The organism is Nocardioides speluncae, assembly GCF_003121585.1.
Classification (GTDB): domain Bacteria; phylum Actinomycetota; class Actinomycetes; order Propionibacteriales; family Nocardioidaceae; genus Nocardioides; species Nocardioides speluncae.
In genome coordinates this window covers 1-15,899 of the sequence record NZ_QEOO01000023.1, presented here as the reverse complement: position 1 = coordinate 15,899, position 15,899 = coordinate 1, and the positions used below count along the sequence as shown (strand labels likewise).

Below are 15,899 nucleotides of genomic sequence, written 5' to 3'. Positions count from 1 at the left end.
GTGGCGTATGCGGCCTATGGTGAATGAGATCCAACCCCGATCCTGGAGCTGAGTCACGATGCGCCGCCGTACCCTCGCCGTACTCACCTCGCTCGCCCTGATCGCCGTAGCCTGGACGGCGGCCAGCCCGCCCGCAGCCGCCGAGAACCGGGTCACGCCCGGTAGCTTCACCGGCTTCGGCTTCGACCAGTGCGACGCGCCGACCCAGCAGAAGATGGACCGCTGGCTGACCCACTCGCCGTTCACCGGGGTCGGCATCTACATCTCCGGCAAGTCGCGGGCGTGCCGCGAGCAGCCCAACCTCACCCCCACCTGGGTCCGCACCCAGCTCAAGCGCGGCTGGCGGCTGCTGCCGATCGCGCTCGGCCCGCAGGCGGGCTGCCACCCGAAATACCCGCGGCACGGCGACGACCCCAAGATCGACCAGTCGCCCGGCGCCGACGGCGGCTACCGCAAGGCCCGCCGGATGGGCGCGGAGGAGGCCACGAGGACGGTCCGCGACGCCGAAAGGCTGGGCATCGCCAAGCGCAGCACGCTCTGGTACGACCTCGAGGGCTTCGACATCACCAACCGGCACTGCCGCGAGTCCGCGCTTCGTTTCCTCAGCAGCTGGGTGAGCAACGTCAAGCGCCTGGGCTACGCGACCGGCGTCTACTCGAGCGCCTCGTCGGGGATCAAGATGCTCGACGACGCGCGGATCAAGCAGACGCCGGGCATCGTGCTGCCCGGCTACATCTGGATCGCGCGCTGGGACGGCAAGGCCAACACCTCGACCTCGCACATCAGCGAGAAGGGCTGGCGGCCGGGCCGCCGGATGAAGCAGTACCTCGGCCCGCACGACGCGACCCACGGCGGCGTCACGATCAACATCGACCGGAACTTCCTCGACCTCGGCCGCGGCTCGGTGGCCCCGGCGGAGCCGAAGCACTGCGGCGGGGTCAAGATCAACTGGTGGGTCTACCCCACCCTTGCCGCCGGCGAGCGCGACGAGCCCGGCAAGGTGAGGGCGCTGCAGTGCCTGCTCCGCGAGAAGAAGCTGTACGACGGGCGGCTGCACGGCGTCTACAACCGCACCACCATCAGCGCCGCCCGCGCCTGGCAGAAGCGCGTCGGGATGACCCCGACCGCGACCTGGAACCACCGGCACTGGATGTCGCTGCTGGCCAGCGGCCGCTGGCAGATCCTGAAGTACGGCTCGGCCGGCGCCCCCGTCCGCCGCCTGCAGCGCACCCTCAACGCCGCCGGCGCCGGCGAGCTCGACATCACCGGCGTGTTCACCAGCCCGACCATGCACGCGCTGCGCCGCTGGCAGAAGCGGGTCGGTCAGCCGACGACCGGCACGGCGTACAACCAGACCTGGAGCCTGCTGGTCCGCGGCCGGTCGTGACCCGGTCGTGACCCGGTCACGCCGATGAACGATCGGGAAAGACCTCACTGGGTCGCTTGACCAAGTCCGCTACCTCCCCCGACACTCAGTGCCATGCCGACCGTCCCCCGTCGTACCGTCCTCGCCGGTGCCGCTGGCCTGGCCGCGGCGAGCGTTGCCGCCGACGTACTCGCTCCGGCCCACGCCGCCGCTACGACCCATCCGCTGATGGGCGGTCCCGCGGCGCGGCTGGCGGCGTGCCCGGTCCCGACGCCGAAGCTGCCGATGCCGGTCACGCGGTACCCGAACGTGCTGGTCACCGGCGACGCCGGCAGCGGTACGGCGACCCAGACCGCGGTCGCGGCGGCCGCGCGCAAGCTCAGCCAGACGATCCCCATCCATCTGGCGGTGGGGCTCGGCGACAACGTCTACGAGTTCGGCGTCACCGGGACCTGTGACGACGACTTCAAGGCCAAGTTCGAGCAGCCCAACGCCGGGATCGACGTCCCGTGGCTGATGGTCCAGGGCAACCACGACAACTCGTCGTTCCTGATCCCCGGCGACGGCGGCGACCTCACCCGCGGCGACCACGAGGTGGCCTACCACCAGTACTCCGCGAAGTGGTTCATGCCGGCTCGCTACTACTCGGCGACGATTCCGGACCCAGCAGCGGACGCCGCTGGCGCAGTTCATCATCCTCGACGAGAACCCGGTGACGTCGTACGTCCCGCAACTGAACCCGTACTGGTGGCCGCGCGGCCCGTTCATGACCGCCCAGCGTGAGTGGCTGCGAACGCAGCTCGCGAACAGCAATGCTCGCTGGAAGTTCGTGCTCGCCCACCACCCGTACAAGAACAACGGCAAGCACGGCGAGGCCGGCTCGTACGACGGGATCACCTTCCTCGACCCGGCCAGCGGGCGGTACTTCAAGGAGCTGATCGAGCAGGACGTGCTCGGCAAGGCCGACTACCTGCTCGCCGGTCACGACCACTCGCTGCAGCACCTCAGGCTCGGCGCCGAGATGAAGGGCACCGGCATGATCGTCAGCGGCGCCGCCGGCAAGGTGAGCGGCGCGAGCGCGACGACCAGGCCCAACCTGGCGTACTGGGAGAACTACGACAACGCCGGGTTCTTCCTGCTCCAGCCGCGTGCCGACAAGCTGGTGATCAAGGCCTACACGGTGAACGTCGCGACCGCCACGGCCACGCTCGCCCACAGCCGCACCATCGCGCGATAGCCGCCACCGCCGTTGTGGCGAGCGGCGGCGCCACTAGCGACCTGCGAGCGTGCGCAGCTCACCGGGCAGCCACGGGTAGGGATCGGTGAGGGGACGACGCTCGTGACGTAGCCGGTTTGCGAGCCGACGCAGCTCGCCGCCGGCAACGTAATAACGACCGCGGGTCTGGCCGCGAGCCTCCAGAAGACCGGTCGTAACCAGGCGAGCGAGATCCCGGCTTGCGGTCCGCTCCTCCACGCCGGTGCGTCGCACATAGGTCTGGCGGCGCACCCGCAGAAGGTTCACAGCGTCGAAGAGGGCATCGGCCAAGCGGTCCGGTATCGAATGCTGCGACATGAGCTCGTCGAGTGCCAGGAGCGTGGTGTCCGCCTCCCGGAACCGGCGTTCGAGGGTCTGCGCCTGCATGTGGTGAGCACGCAGGTTGAACTTCACCCAGAGGGATGCATCGTTTTCCGGCTGCCAGGATCCGCGGCCGGTGATCGCGAGCACCCGGTAGTAGTCATCGGTGTTGTGCCCAAGCCATTCCTCAATGCTGGAGAACGTCGGCTCGAGCACCTGGTCCTGGGCGAGAACCAGAGTCTGTAGTGCTCGTGCCATCCGCCCGTTGCCGTCTCGGAACGGATGGATCATGACGAGATTCAGGTGGGCCATCGCTCCGTCGACCATCGGCTCATCACTGCCAGCCTGGATGTCTGCGGCGAGCAACTCGACGAGTCGTGGGACCAATGCGGCGTCCGGACCTTCGTAGACCGTGGTCCCGGCAGCCTCGTCGCGGACGTAGACGGTGCCGCGACGAAACTCTCCAGGATCCTTGGCCAGGTCGTGTTCCAACAGCATGAAGTGCAGAGACCGCAGCGTGAATGGCCGCATCACGAACTCTGGGTCCGCGGCCATGCGCAGGACGAAGGTCAGAACCCGCCGATAGCCGATGATCTCGGCCCAGGTTCGCTGATCGGCGGTGAGCGGTTCCTCCTCGTCAACCGCCGCGACGGCGTCCTGGTCGGACACGGTGTAGCCCTCGATGGTGTTCGAGCCTTGGATGGCGCGAGCCTGCGTCGTTCGGCGAAGCCCACCAGCCCATCGCCGTGGCGCGCGAAGGACGTCGGCGAGCGATGACCGCATCGCTCGGATCTCGTCGAGGACGCGGGCGTCCTCAAGGTCGATGTCAGGCGGTTGAAAGAGCTGGTCCACGTCTCGATGTCCTTATCATTAGGACAACACCATAGCGAATGTCTCCATAATCAGGACATCGGGACGTGCAGCGGGTGCTCAGCCGGCGGGCGGGCCGACCGCGAGCGCCGCGGCGGTCAGGAGCGCGACGGCGACGGCTCCGGTCACCGCGGCCTTCGCCGGGTTGCCGATCAGCCATGCGGCGAGCCGCTCGACCGAGCCGGAGGCCGGCTCGTCGCGCAGTCGCCACGCGTCGGCCAGCAGCCCGCGCCGCTCGGCGTGCCAATCGAAGAGCACGGTGGCGAACGGCGGCACCGCCGATGCCAGCGCGAGTACGCCGCGCCCGGCCGGCCACCGCTGGTCGACCCAGATCAGGGCCGTGACCAGGCAGAACGCGATGAAAACAACGCCGTGGACCATCCCGAACACGCTGACCGCGCGCTCACCGAGGTCGTGGTTGACGGTGCGCAGCGCCATGCTGGACAGCAACAGCGCCCAGGTCACCGCCTCGGCGATCGCGACCCGGCGGAACAGCGGCCGGGGCGTCATGCGCTGAGCGTCGCGGCAGCGAGCGAGGTGAAGAAGCCGAGGCCGTCGGTGCCCGGGCCGCAGAGGTCCTCGATAGCGTGCTCGGGGTGCGGCATCAGGCCGACCACGTTGCCGCGCTCGTTGGTGATGCCGGCGATGTCGCGCAGCGAGCCGTTGGGGTTGACGTCGACGTACCGGGCGACCACCCGGCCCTCCCCCTCGAGCCGGTCCAGCGTCTGGTCGTCGGCGACGTAGAAGCCTTCCTGGTTCTTCAGGGGGACCACGATCTCCTGGCCCTCCTGGTACGACGCGGTCCAGGCCGTCCGGCTGTTCTCGATCTTGAGCTTCTGGTCGCGGCAGACGAACTTGCGGTGGTCGTTGCGGATCAGCGCGCCCGGCAGCAGGTGGGACTCGCACAGGACCTGGAAGCCGTTGCAGATGCCGAGGACCGGCAGCCCGCCCTTGGCCGCGGCGACGACCTCGGTCATCACCGGCGCGAACCGGGAGATGGCGCCGGCCCGCAGGTAGTCGCCGTACGAGAACCCGCCCGGCAGCACGACCGCGTCCACGCCGCGCAAGTCATGGTCGCCGTGCCACAGCGGCACCGCCTCGTTGCCGCCGATCCGGACCGCGCGCTGGGCGTCGACGTCGTCGAGCGAGCCGGGGAAGGTGACCACCCCGACCTTCACTGGGACGCGCCTTCGACATGCACGGTGAAGTCCTCGATGACCGGGTTGGACAGCAACGTCTCGGCCATCTTCCGCACCTCGGCCAGCGCCTCGTCGGTCGCTTCGCCGGCCAGCTCCAGCTCGAACCGCTTGCCCTGCCGGACCTCGGTCACGTCATCGAAGCCGAGCCGCGGCAGCGCACCGAGCACCGCCTTGCCCTGCGGGTCGAGAATCTCGGGCTTGGGCATCACGTCGACGACGTAACGGGCCACGGTGCGGCTCCTTGCTGGGGGTGTGCGGGACACGGCCCAGTCTAGGAGCCACCACTTCCGTCTCAGCCTCCACCCCGACCCACCGTCAGTACGGCGTGTCGCTGCCCGCTCGTCGGCGAAACGGGGGCCGCCGCTAACGGTCCGCTCGGCTAGGGTTTGCCTGTCCGGAATCGGAGGCTTGTCTCGACGGATTGTGGCGGTGACCAAGGTCGGCAAGATCGTGAAGTTGATCTCTGGTGGCCAGCAGTCCTGGTGGCCAGCCGGCAGTTGAGGAGGCACATGTCGGGCGCCGAGGAGTTGATCCGCGCGTTGCGCGCGGCGGAGGCGGAGGCTGTCAGGGCGGCTGGATCCAGTGCGGAGGCATTGGCTGGTGTCGACCGGATACGCCAGACCGTGGAGACCGTGGCGGGCCGACGACCACCCGCACCGCTGAAGGAATCCTTGGCTGAGCTGGACGACGCCGACAGGCTCTTCCGCAACGCCGAAGCGAATGCGCTCGATGCGTTGGCCGGCATTCGGGGCTACCTCGCGGAGCTTGAGGGAGGTGGATCAGCCGGTTCCTCGGCTTCGCCAGGCGCCGTGACGTCGATTGCCTCCGCCGAAGAAGCGACCGGCGGCCAGGTCCTGCGGCTGTCATCCTCGGACCCGGCCCACGTACGCCGCCTCAACCAACCGCCCGCCAATGCGACCATCGTGGTCGACGGGCGGTTCAGGTACGAGACCGACGAGCACGGCCGGGTCGTCAAGGCGACCGCCACCCTGGAGACCATCGACCTGGAGCACCCACGCTCCGAGCACGCCCAGAAGACACTCTCCGGCAAGCTGCCCGGCGACGATGCCGGGCACCTGTTCGCGCGGATCTTCAAAGGCCCCGGCCAGAAGATCAACCTCGCACCGATGGAGTCCCTTGGCGTCAACCGCGGCGAGTACGGGCGTCTTGAGCGGCTATGGCGCGAGAAGATCGAGGCAGGTGAGCGAGTCGAGGTGGAGGTGCGACTCGTTTACTCAGACACAGACGAGCGCAGGCCAACAAGCTTCCGGATACGCCATCGACACACGGACGGCGGCGAGTTCGCCCGGGTCTGGAAACGTGTCAACATCGACAACACGCCCGCGGAAAGGTGAGCGCATGATTACCGAGTCCCAGCCACTGGTCGAGGCGATCGGCAAGGGCATCCTCCGCGCGGCTCCAGAGTCGGCCTGGGCCTTCATGGAACTCCAGCTGACCGCGGCGGGCAGGATGCTCGAATCCGGTCTCGCCGTCATCGCGAATGACGGATCGTTGGACCAGGCCGTCGAGATCGATGACGACACCGAGGACGCCTGCGTCGCGCTCCGGAAGGCGATGTATCAGCCCGGCACCGGAACTTGGTACAACGCTCAGTTCAAGGTGACGCCCGAAGGTGCCATCGAGGCCGACTTCGACTATGACACCCCTCCCTTCCCAGGAGAGGAGGTCGCGGATCTGCTCCAGCAGGACCAGGAGCGGTTCCCTAGAGACCAGGAGCACCTGCCGAACTGGCACCCGTCGAAGGCGGCAGGCTAGCGCCGCTGCCCGCGCAGCCCGACGATCATCAGCGCCACACCGAGGCCAGCGACGATCGGGCCGACAATCGCCCATACCTCGACACCGGACATCGGGCTGCCGCCGACGTAGTCCAAGCCCTGCATCGTCCACAGCGCGCCCACGACGAACATCACGCCGCCGACGGCGACGGCGAGCGTGCCGCGCATCAGCTGAGCTCGCGCTTGAGGATCTTGCCGGTGGCGGTCATCGGGAGCGCGTCGACGAACGCGACGATCCGCGGGTACTTGTACGCCGCCATCTGCTCCTTGCCCCAGGCGACCAGCTCGTCCTCGGTGACACCTGCGTCCGCGTTCCGGATCACGAACGCCTTGATCTCCTCGCCGTGCGACTCGTGCGGTACGCCGCTCACCGCGGCGAGTGATACGTCCGGGTGGGTCATCAGGACCTCCTCGATCTCCCGCGGGTACACGTTGAAGCCGCCGCGGATGATCATGTCCTTGGACCGGTCGACGATGTAGTAGAAGCCGTCGTCGTCCTTGCGGGCCAGGTCGCCGGTGCGGAACCAGCCGTCCTTGATCACGGCCGCGGTGGCGTCGGGCCGGTTGTAGTAGCCCTTCATCACGTTGTAGCCCTTGATCGCGATCTCCCCGATCTCACCTGACTCAGTGTCGGACCAGTCGTCCTTGATCAGCTTCATCTCCACGCCGGCGATAGGTACGCCGATCGAGCCGACCCGCACCTCCTCCCCGCGCGGCGCGAAGCTGGCCACCGGGCTGGTCTCCGAGAGGCCGTAGCCCTCCAGGATGGTGACGCCGAACTTCGCCTCGAAGTCCTTGTGGACCTCCACCGGCAGCGCCGAGCCGCCGGCCACGGCGATCCGAAGGTTGTCGCGGATCGCGGCCACGTCCACCGAGTCATCGAGGGCGCCGAGCAGGCCCCAGTACATCGTGGGTACCCCACCGAAGAAGGTCACCTTCTCCTTCTGCATCAGGCCGAGCGCCGGCGCGGCCTCGAAGCGCGGCAGCAGCACCACGGTGCCGCCGTACGCGAAGGCGCCGTTCTGGATCACCGTCTGTCCGAAGGAGTGGAACAGCGGCAGCACGCATAGGTAGGTGTCCGGCCTCGACTCGTTGGCGCCGAAGAGCGGCTCGCCGCTGAGTGCGTTGCCGTGCATGTTGGCGTGCGAGAGCTCGGCGCCCTTGGCCTGGCCGGTGGTGCCGCTGGTGTAGAGGATGACCGCGGTGTCGCCGTCGTCGGTCGCGGCCGTCTCGAAGGTCGGCGCCTTGCCGGCCATCCCGGCACCGAGGGTCGTCGTTCCCTCGATCGGGCTCGGCGCGGCCGGGTCGGCGGTGATCACGAAGAAGTGCTCACACCCGTCGGTCTCCTGGAACCCGGCGTACCCCTCGGCGCCGATCGGCAGCTCGGGCGTGCCCTGGAAGCAGAAGTAGGCCTTCGCCTCGGAGTCGGCAAGGTGGTAGGCGACCTCGCGGCCCTTGAGCAGCACGTTGAGCGGGACCACGACCGCGCCGGCCTTGAGGATGCCGTAGTAGACGATCGGAAAGTACGGCAGGTTCGGGCAGCTCAGCGCGACCTTGTCGCCCGGCCGGATGCCGCTGTCGACCAGCAGGTTCGCGACCTGGTTGGCGGCGCCGCTGAGCTGGGCGTAGTTGAGTCGGGTGTCGCCGAGGACGACAGCGTCGCGGGTCGGGTACTTGCTGGCAGAGTCCTCGAGGAGGGACGACAGGTTCGGCATGGCCAGCAACTTAGTGGAGGAGTGAGGCTGCCGTCCTCAGGTCGCGGCGTACCACCTCTGGTCCGACCGCGGCCATCCCCCAGCCGACCGGGTGCCGCCAGGTGGGGGCGGCGATGGTGACGTTGGCGCGGACGACGGTCTCGCGGGCGCCGGTGGGCGCGAACTCCAGCCGAAGGCCGGCCACGAAGCCGAGCCACTCACCGACCTCAGCCCAGACCTTGCCGTGCTCGAGCTCGGTGACCTCCATCAGCGGTCGCGGCCCGAACGCGAGTACGTCGTACCACCGCTGGCCCACGGCGGGCTCGGGATCACCGACCAGCTCCACCGCGCGCAGACCGCCCTGCCACTCGGGGCGCCGCTCCACGTCCGAGAGCAGCGCGTAGACGTCATCGAGTGACCGCGTGAACGGCACCACGACCGAAAAGTGCATGCCCCAGCGTCCTTATTAGATCGGCGACCCGCGTCCTGAGCCTACCGACCGAGTGAACGCGGTCGGCTCCGACGCCGCGACTGCCCGTCGCAACCGACCGGTCAGCGAGTCGGTCGGCGCTCCAGTGGCTTCTGCATCCGCACGATCGGTACCGGTACGCCGCCACGGCTGTCGACCAGGCGCTCTACCTCGGTGAAGCCGTACGCCGCGTAGAGCGGCTCGCCGGACAGGGTGCCGGCGAGCTCCAGGAAGTGGAAGCCCTCGGCGGCCGCGGCCCGCTCGCACTCGTCGAGGATCATCCGGCCGACGCCGCGGCGGGCGAAGTCCGGGTTGGTGTACATCGCTCGCACCCGGGCCGGCTCCAGCGCCGGGTCGAGCAGCCGGTCGCTGCGGCCCGGGGTGTAGTCGCTGCCGTAGAGGGTCGCGCGCCGGCTCCAGCCGCCGCACCCGGCAATCGCGCCGCCGATCTCCACGACGTAGTAGGTGCCGTCGTCGATCAGCCGGGTGTCCAAACCCATGAACAGGCGACTGGCCTCGATCTGCTCCGGGCTGAGGAAGTCGCGCTGCAGCTCCAGGATCGAGTCCTCCATGACCTCGTGCAGCAGCGGTACGTCGTCGTGGGACGCCAGCCGGATCGACAGCTCCATGCCTGCCAGCATGGCGCGCGCCGGACGCCGCCGTACAGGCATCACCCCCGATCGTTGGCCCCGATTTCGACCATGGCAGGGTGTGGTCATGCCGGAGTCCGCAGAGCAGGTATATGCCCGGGTCGTCGAGCTCGTCGGCGAGAAGGGCCGGTTGCCGATGTCGCCGGTCCACGAGTGGGACATCTTCCCGTGGGAGGTTGTCGACGGCGAGCTGCAGCCGAAGATCCTGCTGCCGCCGTACGCCGAGGCGGAGCCGGCGCGGGCCGGCGTCGGCGGGGTGGACTGTGACCTTTGTGACGACTCCGACAAGGGCACGAAGATCTGGGAGAGCTGGAACTTCCACGTCAAGCGTCCCGCCGTTCCCAAGGGCATGCCGCTGGTGCTGTGGCTCAACGCCAACGAGCACATGGACTACCCCGACATGAGCGACGACTTGGCCGCGGAGTACGGCCGGATCTCGGTGTGGCTGTGCCGGATCATGGAGCGGCTGCCGAACATCGGACGGGTCCACGTCAGCCGCTGGGGCGACGGCTCGGAGCACCTGCACTCCTGGTTCATCGCCCGCACAGCCCGGCTGCCCAACGTCAAGGGATCCACGGCCGTCGAGTGGGACGAGATGCTCCCGCCGGCACCCGAGGACGTCTGGCAGGACGACATCGCCACCGTGGCCCGCAAGCTCGCCACCCACGACGGCCGCGCGCTGGTCTGAGCCTGGTTGGAGCTCGTCCGCGCTGCCAGTAGGCGATCTCAGGCGCCGAGCTCCGCACGGAGGTCGAAGGTCGCGGCGTCCTCGCGTGAGCCTGCCACGGCATGCAGCTTGGTCTCGTTCGCGGAAAGCGTGAGCGACCAAGCGCCGTCGTCGGAGCAGGAGCAGGGCGGAAGCTCCAGGCACAGCGCATAAGCCTCATCGACGTTGAGTGCGTGCACAAACGAGTGATGCGGATCCCGGTACAGGGTGAACACCCACTCGCCTGACGCTGTGGTCGCCCTGGCCTTCGGAGCACCGGTCATGTCGGTCTCCAGGTTGGCCTTGTCGGCGATCGGCTGCGGCCGAAGCTTCCCGGTGCGCAGGTTGAAGAGCCGGACCCGGTAGTTCTCCGATCCCGCTGGTGGCCGGTGCTCGACTAGGTAGAGGAGGCGGCCGTTGCTGGAAAGTGCGTCGAACGTGAACCGCCCGGCGAGCCGGTGCCTGCTGCCGTCAGCGGCAGTGATCGTCGTGCGGTCGCCGTCCGGCTCGACTCGGACGCCGCGCATCTCCTCGGCGGGGACCTGGTACGCCGCCGCACTCGCTGCTGGCCGCGGCCGCTCGTCGCTCCGGCGCTCGTCATTGCGGCGCTCGCCGCCGGCCGCCGTACACGCGGTCGCGAGGGCCAGCATCAACGCGATACAGATGATCGCTCGTCTCATGCCCGGTCTACACCGCGGGAAGTGCGAGGGTTCCCGGCGACGCGGGTCAGACCTTCTTCTCGATCAGGTAGGTCAGCGAGGTCTGGCCGGCCGCGCCGCCCTCGCCGCCGGACAGGACGGCGGTGAAGGCGGGAGAGGCGAGCTTCGCGGTCCGCACGTCGCCGAGCTTCTGGTTGTACTTCACCTTGAAGCCCGCGCCCTTGAGCTTCTTGAGCGCGGCCTGGAACGCCTTGGCGTACGACTTCGTCGGCGCGACCGTCACGTGGTAGCCGCCCTCCTCGGTCGCCAGCGCGCTGACCACCTCGGCATCGATGAGCGGGATCTTCTCGGTCGGGAAGTCGGCCGGCAACTCCCCGGTGACGCCGGGCGTGGTCTCCGCCACCGGGTCCGGCGCGGCCGCGGCGGGGTCGTCGTCACCACCTGAGCAGCCTCCCAGCCAGGGCGCGGCGGCGATGAGTACGACGGCGGGCAACAACCTCAAACGCGACATGGAACAGCCTTCCCTCCGAGTAGGACCGCGGAGATTCAACCAGGGGTCCTAGGGTTAAGGCCATGCCCGTTGTCAGGATCAATGCCATCTCCGTCCCGCCGCAGGCCGGCGCCGAGCTGGAACGCCGGTTCGCCGCCCGCGCGGGGACCATCGAACAGTCGCCCGGCTTCCTCGGCTTCCAGCTGCTGCGGCCGACCGCGGGCGAGGAACGCTACTTCGTGGTGACCCAGTGGACCGACGAGGAGTCGTTCGCGGCCTGGCGCGACGGGACCGGCCGGGCCGCGCACGCGACACCCGAGGGCGAGGCGCCCCGCAAGCCGGTCTCCACGGGCGCCGACCTCCTGGAGTTCGACGTCGTACTCGACGTGAAGCCGGCCCAGGACTCCTAGAGGATCTCCCCCGGGGCGTACGCCGCGGCGTCCGGGTGGCTGGCGACCAGCTTCTCGACCCGCGCCACCACCGCGCGCACCTGGTCGACCGCAGCACCGGTGAACGTGATCGGGTCGGCGACGAGGGCGTCGATCTGGTCGCGGGTCAGGCCCAGCCGCTCGTCGGCCGCGAGCCGGTCGAAGAGGTCGTTGACGGCCAGCCCCTGCCGCATCTCCAGCGCGACGCCGACGGCGTTCTCCTTGATCGCCTCGTGGGCGACCTCGCGGCCGACGCCGTTGCGGACCGCGCTCATCAGCACCTTGGTGGTGGCCAGGAACGGCAGGTAGCGGTCCAGCTCGCGCTGGATCACCGCCGGGAAGGCTCCGAACTCGTCGAGCACGGTCAGGAAGGTCTGGAACAGCCCGTCGGCGGCGAAGAACGCGTCGGGCAGCGCGACCCGGCGTACCACCGAGCAGGAGACGTCGCCCTCGTTCCACTGGTCGCCGGCGAGTTCGCCGACCATCGACAGGTAGCCGCGGAGGATCACCGCGAGCCCGTTGACCCGCTCACAGGAGCGGGTGTTCATCTTGTGCGGCATCGCGGACGAGCCGACCTGGCCCTCCTTGAAGCCCTCGGTCACCAGCTCGATGCCGGCCATCAGCCGGATCGTGGTGGCCAGGTTGGAGGGGCCGGCGACCAGCTGGACGAGCGACGAGACGGCGTCGAAGTCGAGCGAGCGCGGGTAGACCTGGCCGACGCTGGTCAGGGTGTGCTCGAAGCCGAGGTGACCGGCGACCCGCTGCTCCAGGTCGGCGAGCTTGGCCGCGTTGCCACCGAGCAGGTCGAGCATGTCCTGCGAGGTGCCGACCGGTCCCTTGATCCCGCGCAGCGGGTAGCGAGCGAGCAGCTCCTCGATCCGCTGGATGCCGATCAGCAGCTCGTCGGCGATGGTCGCGAAGCGCTTGCCGAGCGTGGTCGCCTGGGCGGCGACGTTGTGGGAGCGGCCGGCCATCACCGTCGCCTCGTGCTCGGCGGCGAGCCGGGCCAGGCGGGCGGCCGCGGCGATCGCGCGGTCGCGGATCAGCGCGAGCGACTGCCGGACCTGGAGCTGCTCGACGTTCTCGGTGAGGTCGCGGCTGGTCATCCCCTTGTGGATGTGCTCGTGGCCGGCCAGCGCTGAGAACTCCTCGATCCGCGCCTTCACGTCGTGCCGGGTGATCCGTTCCCGGGCGGCGATGCTGGCGAGGTCGACGTTGTCGACGACCGCTTCGTACGCCGCGACCACGCCGTCCGGGACCTCGACCCCGAGGTCCTGCTGCGCCTTGAGTACGGCGATCCACAGCTGCCGCTCCAGCACGATCTTGTGCTCCGGCGACCAGATCGCGGCGAGGTCCGGCGCGGCGTACCGGCTGGCCAGGACGTTGGGGACACTCATGCTTCGGTCGCTCCTCTGCCTTCGACGACACCGAGCGGCTCGGCGGCGATATCGGTGCGGTGCTGGGCTCCGGGGAAGCTGATCGAGGCGACCCCTTCGTAGGCCTTGGCCCGGGCGTCGGCGATGTCGCGACCCACGGCCCGGACGGCGACCACCCGGCCGCCGGCGGTGACCAGGCTGCCGCCCTGGCCCGCGGTGCCGGCATGGATGACGTCGACGTCGAGTTCCTTGTCGAGCGTCTCGGTGCCGATGATGACGTCGCCCTTGGACGACGACTCGGGGTAGCCCTTCGACGCGAGGACGACGGTCACCGCGGCGCCGGCGGCGAACCGCGGCGGCTCGACCTCGCCCAGGCGACCCTCGGCGGCCGCCTTGAGCAGCGAGCCGAGTGGGGACTCCAGCAGCGCCAGCACCGGCTGGATGTCCGGGTCGCCGAAGCGGCAGTTGAACTCGATCACCCGCGGGCCGGTCTTGGTGATCGAGAGGCCGACATACAGGCACCCGCGGAACGGCGTGCCGCGGCCGGCCAGCTCGTCGAGGGTCGGCTGGACGACGGTCGTCATCACGGTCTCGACGAGGTCCGGTTCGGTCCAGGGCAGCGGCGAGTAGGCGCCCATGCCGCCGGTGTTCGGTCCGCGGCCGCCGTCGAAGATCCGCTTGAAGTCCTGGGCCGGCTGCAGCGGGTACGCCGTACTCCCGTCGCAGACCGCGAACAGCGAGACCTCCGGGCCGTCGAGGAACTCCTCGACCACGACCCGGTCGCAGGTCGCGGCGTGGGCGAGCGCCTCGGCCCGGTCGGCGGTGACCACGACGCCTTTGCCGGCGGCCAGCGCGTCGTCCTTCACGACGTACGGCGCACCGAAGTCGTCCAGCGCCGCCTCGACCTCGGCGGCGGTCGTGCAGGCCCGCGAGCCGGCTGTCGGCACGCCGGCAGCCGCCATGACCTCCTTCGAGAACGCCTTCGAGCCCTCGATCCGCGCGGCCGCCAGCGACGGGCCGAAGCAGGAGATCCCGGCATCGGTCACCGCGTCCGCGACCCCCGCGACCAGCGGCGCCTCCGGCCCGACCACGACCAGCCCGGCGTCCAGCTTGGTCGCGAGTGCGGCGACGTCCGCGCCGTTCATCGGGTCAACGTCGTGCAGCGTCGCGACCTGCGCCATTCCCGGGTTGCCGGGCGCCGCATGCACCTCGGACACCTGGGGATCGCGGGCAAGGGCAAGAGCGAGGGCGTGCTCACGGCCACCGGTGCCGATGACGAGCGCCTTGAAGGGGGTATCCACGGGCGTCCATCCTATCGGCCGCCCGGTCCGGAGAAGTGCCCCCAGGCATGGGTCGACAGCGCCGCTTTCTAGTAGCAGGGTGGTTCACGGACCAGACCACTTCCCAACTCGATCCCTTGGAGGAAGCGGCCTACTCATTCAAGGAGGCCCACTGTGTTCATTCAGATGGTTCAGGGAACCTGCACCCGCGAGGACGAGATGCACAGCCTCGTCGACAGCTGGTGCGCCACGATGTCGGAACGGCCGGGCTGGCTGGGCGGCACCTACGGGTTCACCGACGACAGTCGGTTCGTCGGCGTGGTGCGCTACGACTCGGAGACGTCGTGCCGCGAGAACTGCAGCCGCGAGGACGCCGGTGCCTGGTGGGCACAGGCCGAGATGCTGTTCGACGGAGCACCTGAGATCCACCAGTCCGAGGACGTCTCGATGATGCTCGACGGCGGCTCCGACGACGCCGGCTTCGTGCAGGTGATGCGCGGCCGGGTGCTGGACGCCGACAGGTTCCGTCACTTCAACACCGACACCGAGATGACCAACATGCTCCACCAGGCGCGCCCCGAGATCATCGGCTCCACGCTCCTGTTCGAGCCTGACGGGACGTTCACCGAGACGATCTCGTTCACCGACGAGGCCACGGCTCGGGTCGGTGAGAAGCAGGAGATGCCGGCCGAGATGATGACCGACTGGCAGAGCTCCATCGCCGACGTGGAGTACATCGACCTCCACCGGCCGTGGTTCGCCACGCACAAGTAGCCGAAGTCAGCAGAACCGAGCGACCCACCGCCGCTGCCACGGCGTCTCGACCGCGCGGCGGTGGTGGTTCGCCCTGGTCCACGCGATGGCCGCGGCGGCATCGAGACCGGCGAGTACGGCGAGACAGGAGATGACGGTGCCGGTCCGGCCGACCCCGCCGCTACAGGCGACCTCGACCGCCTGCCCACGCCGGGCTCGCTCGTGCAGGTCCTTGATCAGCGAGGTGGCGAGCTCACGGTCGCGCGGGAGCAGGAAGTCGGGCCAGTCGATCCAGGCGTGCTCCCAGGCCAGCGCCGCGTCGTACCTGCGCTGCGACGAGGGGCCGCCGAGATAGAGGCCGTACGCCGGGGCGCCGGCGGGCATCGGGTTGCGCAGCCCACGCCCGCGCAGCACCACACCGTCCGGCAGTTCGATCGTCCCGTCCACTCCACCATCGTGCCTAGTGGGTATCTCCGGAAGTTCTTCGTGGGTATGAGTGGTCAGGGTGCGTGCAGCGCAAGGCGTCGGAGGGAGGCGGGCCGGTGGCCCGTCGACCGACGACAACGCAGCGATGTGCGTGCCCTGGC

Annotated in this window: 21 protein-coding genes; 8 read left to right on the top strand and 13 right to left on the bottom strand. The window is 69.3% G+C overall.

Features of this window, described 5'->3' with window-relative positions; translation table 11 throughout:
* Positions 1 to 58 precede the first annotated feature (58 nt).
* The 3 genes from DDV73_RS12995 (at position 59) to DDV73_RS12980 (ending at position 2,603) form a co-directional block, all read left to right on the top strand.
* On the top strand, positions 59 to 1,387 hold the full coding sequence (locus DDV73_RS12995) for a glycoside hydrolase domain-containing protein (RefSeq protein WP_109507681.1): 1,329 nt from the start codon (positions 59 to 61) through the stop codon (positions 1,385 to 1,387).
* A gap of 93 nt (positions 1,388 to 1,480) precedes the next feature.
* Positions 1,481 to 2,149: a metallophosphoesterase family protein gene (locus tag DDV73_RS27950; protein ID WP_154402756.1), complete on the top strand. Its 669-nt coding sequence runs from the start codon at positions 1,481 to 1,483 to the stop codon at positions 2,147 to 2,149.
* Positions 2,133 to 2,603, top strand: a complete 471-nt coding sequence (locus tag DDV73_RS12980) for a metallophosphoesterase family protein (protein WP_109507678.1) — start codon at positions 2,133 to 2,135, stop codon at positions 2,601 to 2,603. Before DDV73_RS27950 ends, DDV73_RS12980 begins: the two co-directional genes overlap by 17 nt.
* A 33-nt stretch (positions 2,604 to 2,636) precedes the next feature.
* Here the strand turns inward: DDV73_RS12980 and DDV73_RS12975 are convergent, their stop codons facing one another.
* The 4 genes from DDV73_RS12975 to purS all read right to left on the bottom strand — a co-directional run bounded on the left by DDV73_RS12975 (position 2,637) and on the right by purS (position 5,241).
* Positions 2,637 to 3,794: a Fic family protein gene (locus DDV73_RS12975; protein WP_206050849.1), complete on the bottom strand. Its 1,158-nt coding sequence runs from the start codon at positions 3,792 to 3,794 to the stop codon at positions 2,637 to 2,639.
* A 78-nt stretch (positions 3,795 to 3,872) separates the two neighbouring features.
* Positions 3,873 to 4,322, bottom strand: coding sequence for a DUF3817 domain-containing protein (locus tag DDV73_RS12970; RefSeq protein ID WP_109507677.1), 450 nt, complete (start codon positions 4,320 to 4,322; stop codon positions 3,873 to 3,875).
* Entirely contained in the window at positions 4,319 to 4,990 is a 672-nt protein-coding gene (purQ, locus tag DDV73_RS12965) for a phosphoribosylformylglycinamidine synthase subunit PurQ (protein WP_109507676.1), read from the bottom strand. The genes DDV73_RS12970 and purQ overlap by 4 nt, the downstream gene beginning before the upstream one ends.
* The gene (purS, locus tag DDV73_RS12960; RefSeq protein ID WP_109507675.1) at positions 4,987 to 5,241 is read right to left on the bottom strand and encodes a phosphoribosylformylglycinamidine synthase subunit PurS; all 255 of its coding nucleotides are present in this window, start codon (positions 5,239 to 5,241) and stop codon (positions 4,987 to 4,989) included. The genes purQ and purS overlap by 4 nt, the downstream gene beginning before the upstream one ends.
* 279 nt (positions 5,242 to 5,520) lie before the next feature.
* Here purS and DDV73_RS12955 point away from each other — a divergent pair, with 279 nt between their 5' ends.
* A complete protein-coding gene (locus tag DDV73_RS12955) occupies positions 5,521 to 6,366 on the top strand; it encodes a DNA/RNA non-specific endonuclease (RefSeq protein WP_109507674.1) in 846 nt (281 codons plus the stop codon).
* Positions 6,367 to 6,370: 4 nt separating this feature from the next.
* A complete protein-coding gene (locus DDV73_RS12950; RefSeq protein ID WP_109507673.1) occupies positions 6,371 to 6,787 on the top strand; it encodes a hypothetical protein in 417 nt (138 codons plus the stop codon).
* On the opposite strand, the gene DDV73_RS12945 is transcribed toward DDV73_RS12950, so the two are convergent.
* From DDV73_RS12945 to DDV73_RS12930, 4 genes are all read right to left on the bottom strand, one after another.
* Positions 6,784 to 6,975 carry a hypothetical protein gene (locus DDV73_RS12945; protein WP_109507672.1) on the bottom strand — a complete coding sequence of 64 codons (192 nt, stop codon included), beginning with the start codon at positions 6,973 to 6,975 and terminating at the stop codon, positions 6,784 to 6,786. The genes DDV73_RS12950 and DDV73_RS12945 overlap by 4 nt on opposite strands.
* Positions 6,975 to 8,522, bottom strand: coding sequence for a long-chain-fatty-acid--CoA ligase (locus tag DDV73_RS12940; protein WP_109507791.1), 1,548 nt, complete (start codon positions 8,520 to 8,522; stop codon positions 6,975 to 6,977). Before DDV73_RS12940 ends, DDV73_RS12945 begins: the two co-directional genes overlap by 1 nt.
* 10 nt (positions 8,523 to 8,532) lie before the next feature.
* Positions 8,533 to 8,952, bottom strand: a complete 420-nt coding sequence (locus DDV73_RS12935) for an SRPBCC family protein (protein ID WP_109507671.1) — start codon at positions 8,950 to 8,952, stop codon at positions 8,533 to 8,535.
* Positions 8,953 to 9,053: 101 nt separating this feature from the next.
* On the bottom strand, positions 9,054 to 9,599 hold the full coding sequence (locus DDV73_RS12930) for a GNAT family N-acetyltransferase (protein ID WP_109507790.1): 546 nt from the start codon (positions 9,597 to 9,599) through the stop codon (positions 9,054 to 9,056).
* Between the two features lie 88 nt (positions 9,600 to 9,687).
* On the opposite strand from DDV73_RS12930, the gene DDV73_RS12925 reads away from it, so the two are divergent.
* On the top strand, positions 9,688 to 10,308 hold the full coding sequence (locus DDV73_RS12925; RefSeq protein ID WP_154402754.1) for a hypothetical protein: 621 nt from the start codon (positions 9,688 to 9,690) through the stop codon (positions 10,306 to 10,308).
* A gap of 38 nt (positions 10,309 to 10,346) precedes the next feature.
* Here DDV73_RS12925 and DDV73_RS12920 read toward each other — a convergent pair whose 3' ends face one another.
* Positions 10,347 to 11,006: a hypothetical protein gene (locus DDV73_RS12920; RefSeq protein ID WP_154402753.1), complete on the bottom strand. Its 660-nt coding sequence runs from the start codon at positions 11,004 to 11,006 to the stop codon at positions 10,347 to 10,349.
* Positions 11,007 to 11,052: 46 nt separating this feature from the next.
* Positions 11,053 to 11,496 (bottom strand): hypothetical protein, encoded by a 444-nt coding sequence (locus DDV73_RS12915; protein ID WP_154402752.1) that lies wholly within the window; start codon positions 11,494 to 11,496, stop codon positions 11,053 to 11,055.
* Between the two features lie 62 nt (positions 11,497 to 11,558).
* On the opposite strand from DDV73_RS12915, the gene DDV73_RS12910 reads away from it, so the two are divergent.
* On the top strand, positions 11,559 to 11,885 hold the full coding sequence (locus tag DDV73_RS12910; RefSeq protein WP_109507667.1) for an antibiotic biosynthesis monooxygenase family protein: 327 nt from the start codon (positions 11,559 to 11,561) through the stop codon (positions 11,883 to 11,885).
* On the opposite strand, the gene purB is transcribed toward DDV73_RS12910, so the two are convergent.
* Together purB and purD are read right to left on the bottom strand one after the other, a co-directional pair.
* On the bottom strand, positions 11,882 to 13,300 hold the full coding sequence (gene purB, locus DDV73_RS12905) for an adenylosuccinate lyase (protein ID WP_109507666.1): 1,419 nt from the start codon (positions 13,298 to 13,300) through the stop codon (positions 11,882 to 11,884). The genes DDV73_RS12910 and purB overlap by 4 nt on opposite strands.
* On the bottom strand, positions 13,297 to 14,580 hold the full coding sequence (gene purD / locus DDV73_RS12900; RefSeq protein ID WP_109507665.1) for a phosphoribosylamine--glycine ligase: 1,284 nt from the start codon (positions 14,578 to 14,580) through the stop codon (positions 13,297 to 13,299). Before purD ends, purB begins: the two co-directional genes overlap by 4 nt.
* A gap of 153 nt (positions 14,581 to 14,733) precedes the next feature.
* On the opposite strand from purD, the gene DDV73_RS12895 reads away from it, so the two are divergent.
* A complete protein-coding gene (locus tag DDV73_RS12895; protein WP_109507664.1) occupies positions 14,734 to 15,333 on the top strand; it encodes a hypothetical protein in 600 nt (199 codons plus the stop codon).
* A gap of 6 nt (positions 15,334 to 15,339) precedes the next feature.
* On the opposite strand, the gene DDV73_RS12890 is transcribed toward DDV73_RS12895, so the two are convergent.
* The gene (locus DDV73_RS12890; protein WP_240617267.1) at positions 15,340 to 15,759 is read right to left on the bottom strand and encodes a protein-tyrosine phosphatase family protein; all 420 of its coding nucleotides are present in this window, start codon (positions 15,757 to 15,759) and stop codon (positions 15,340 to 15,342) included.
* Positions 15,760 to 15,899: the final 140 nt, after the last annotated feature.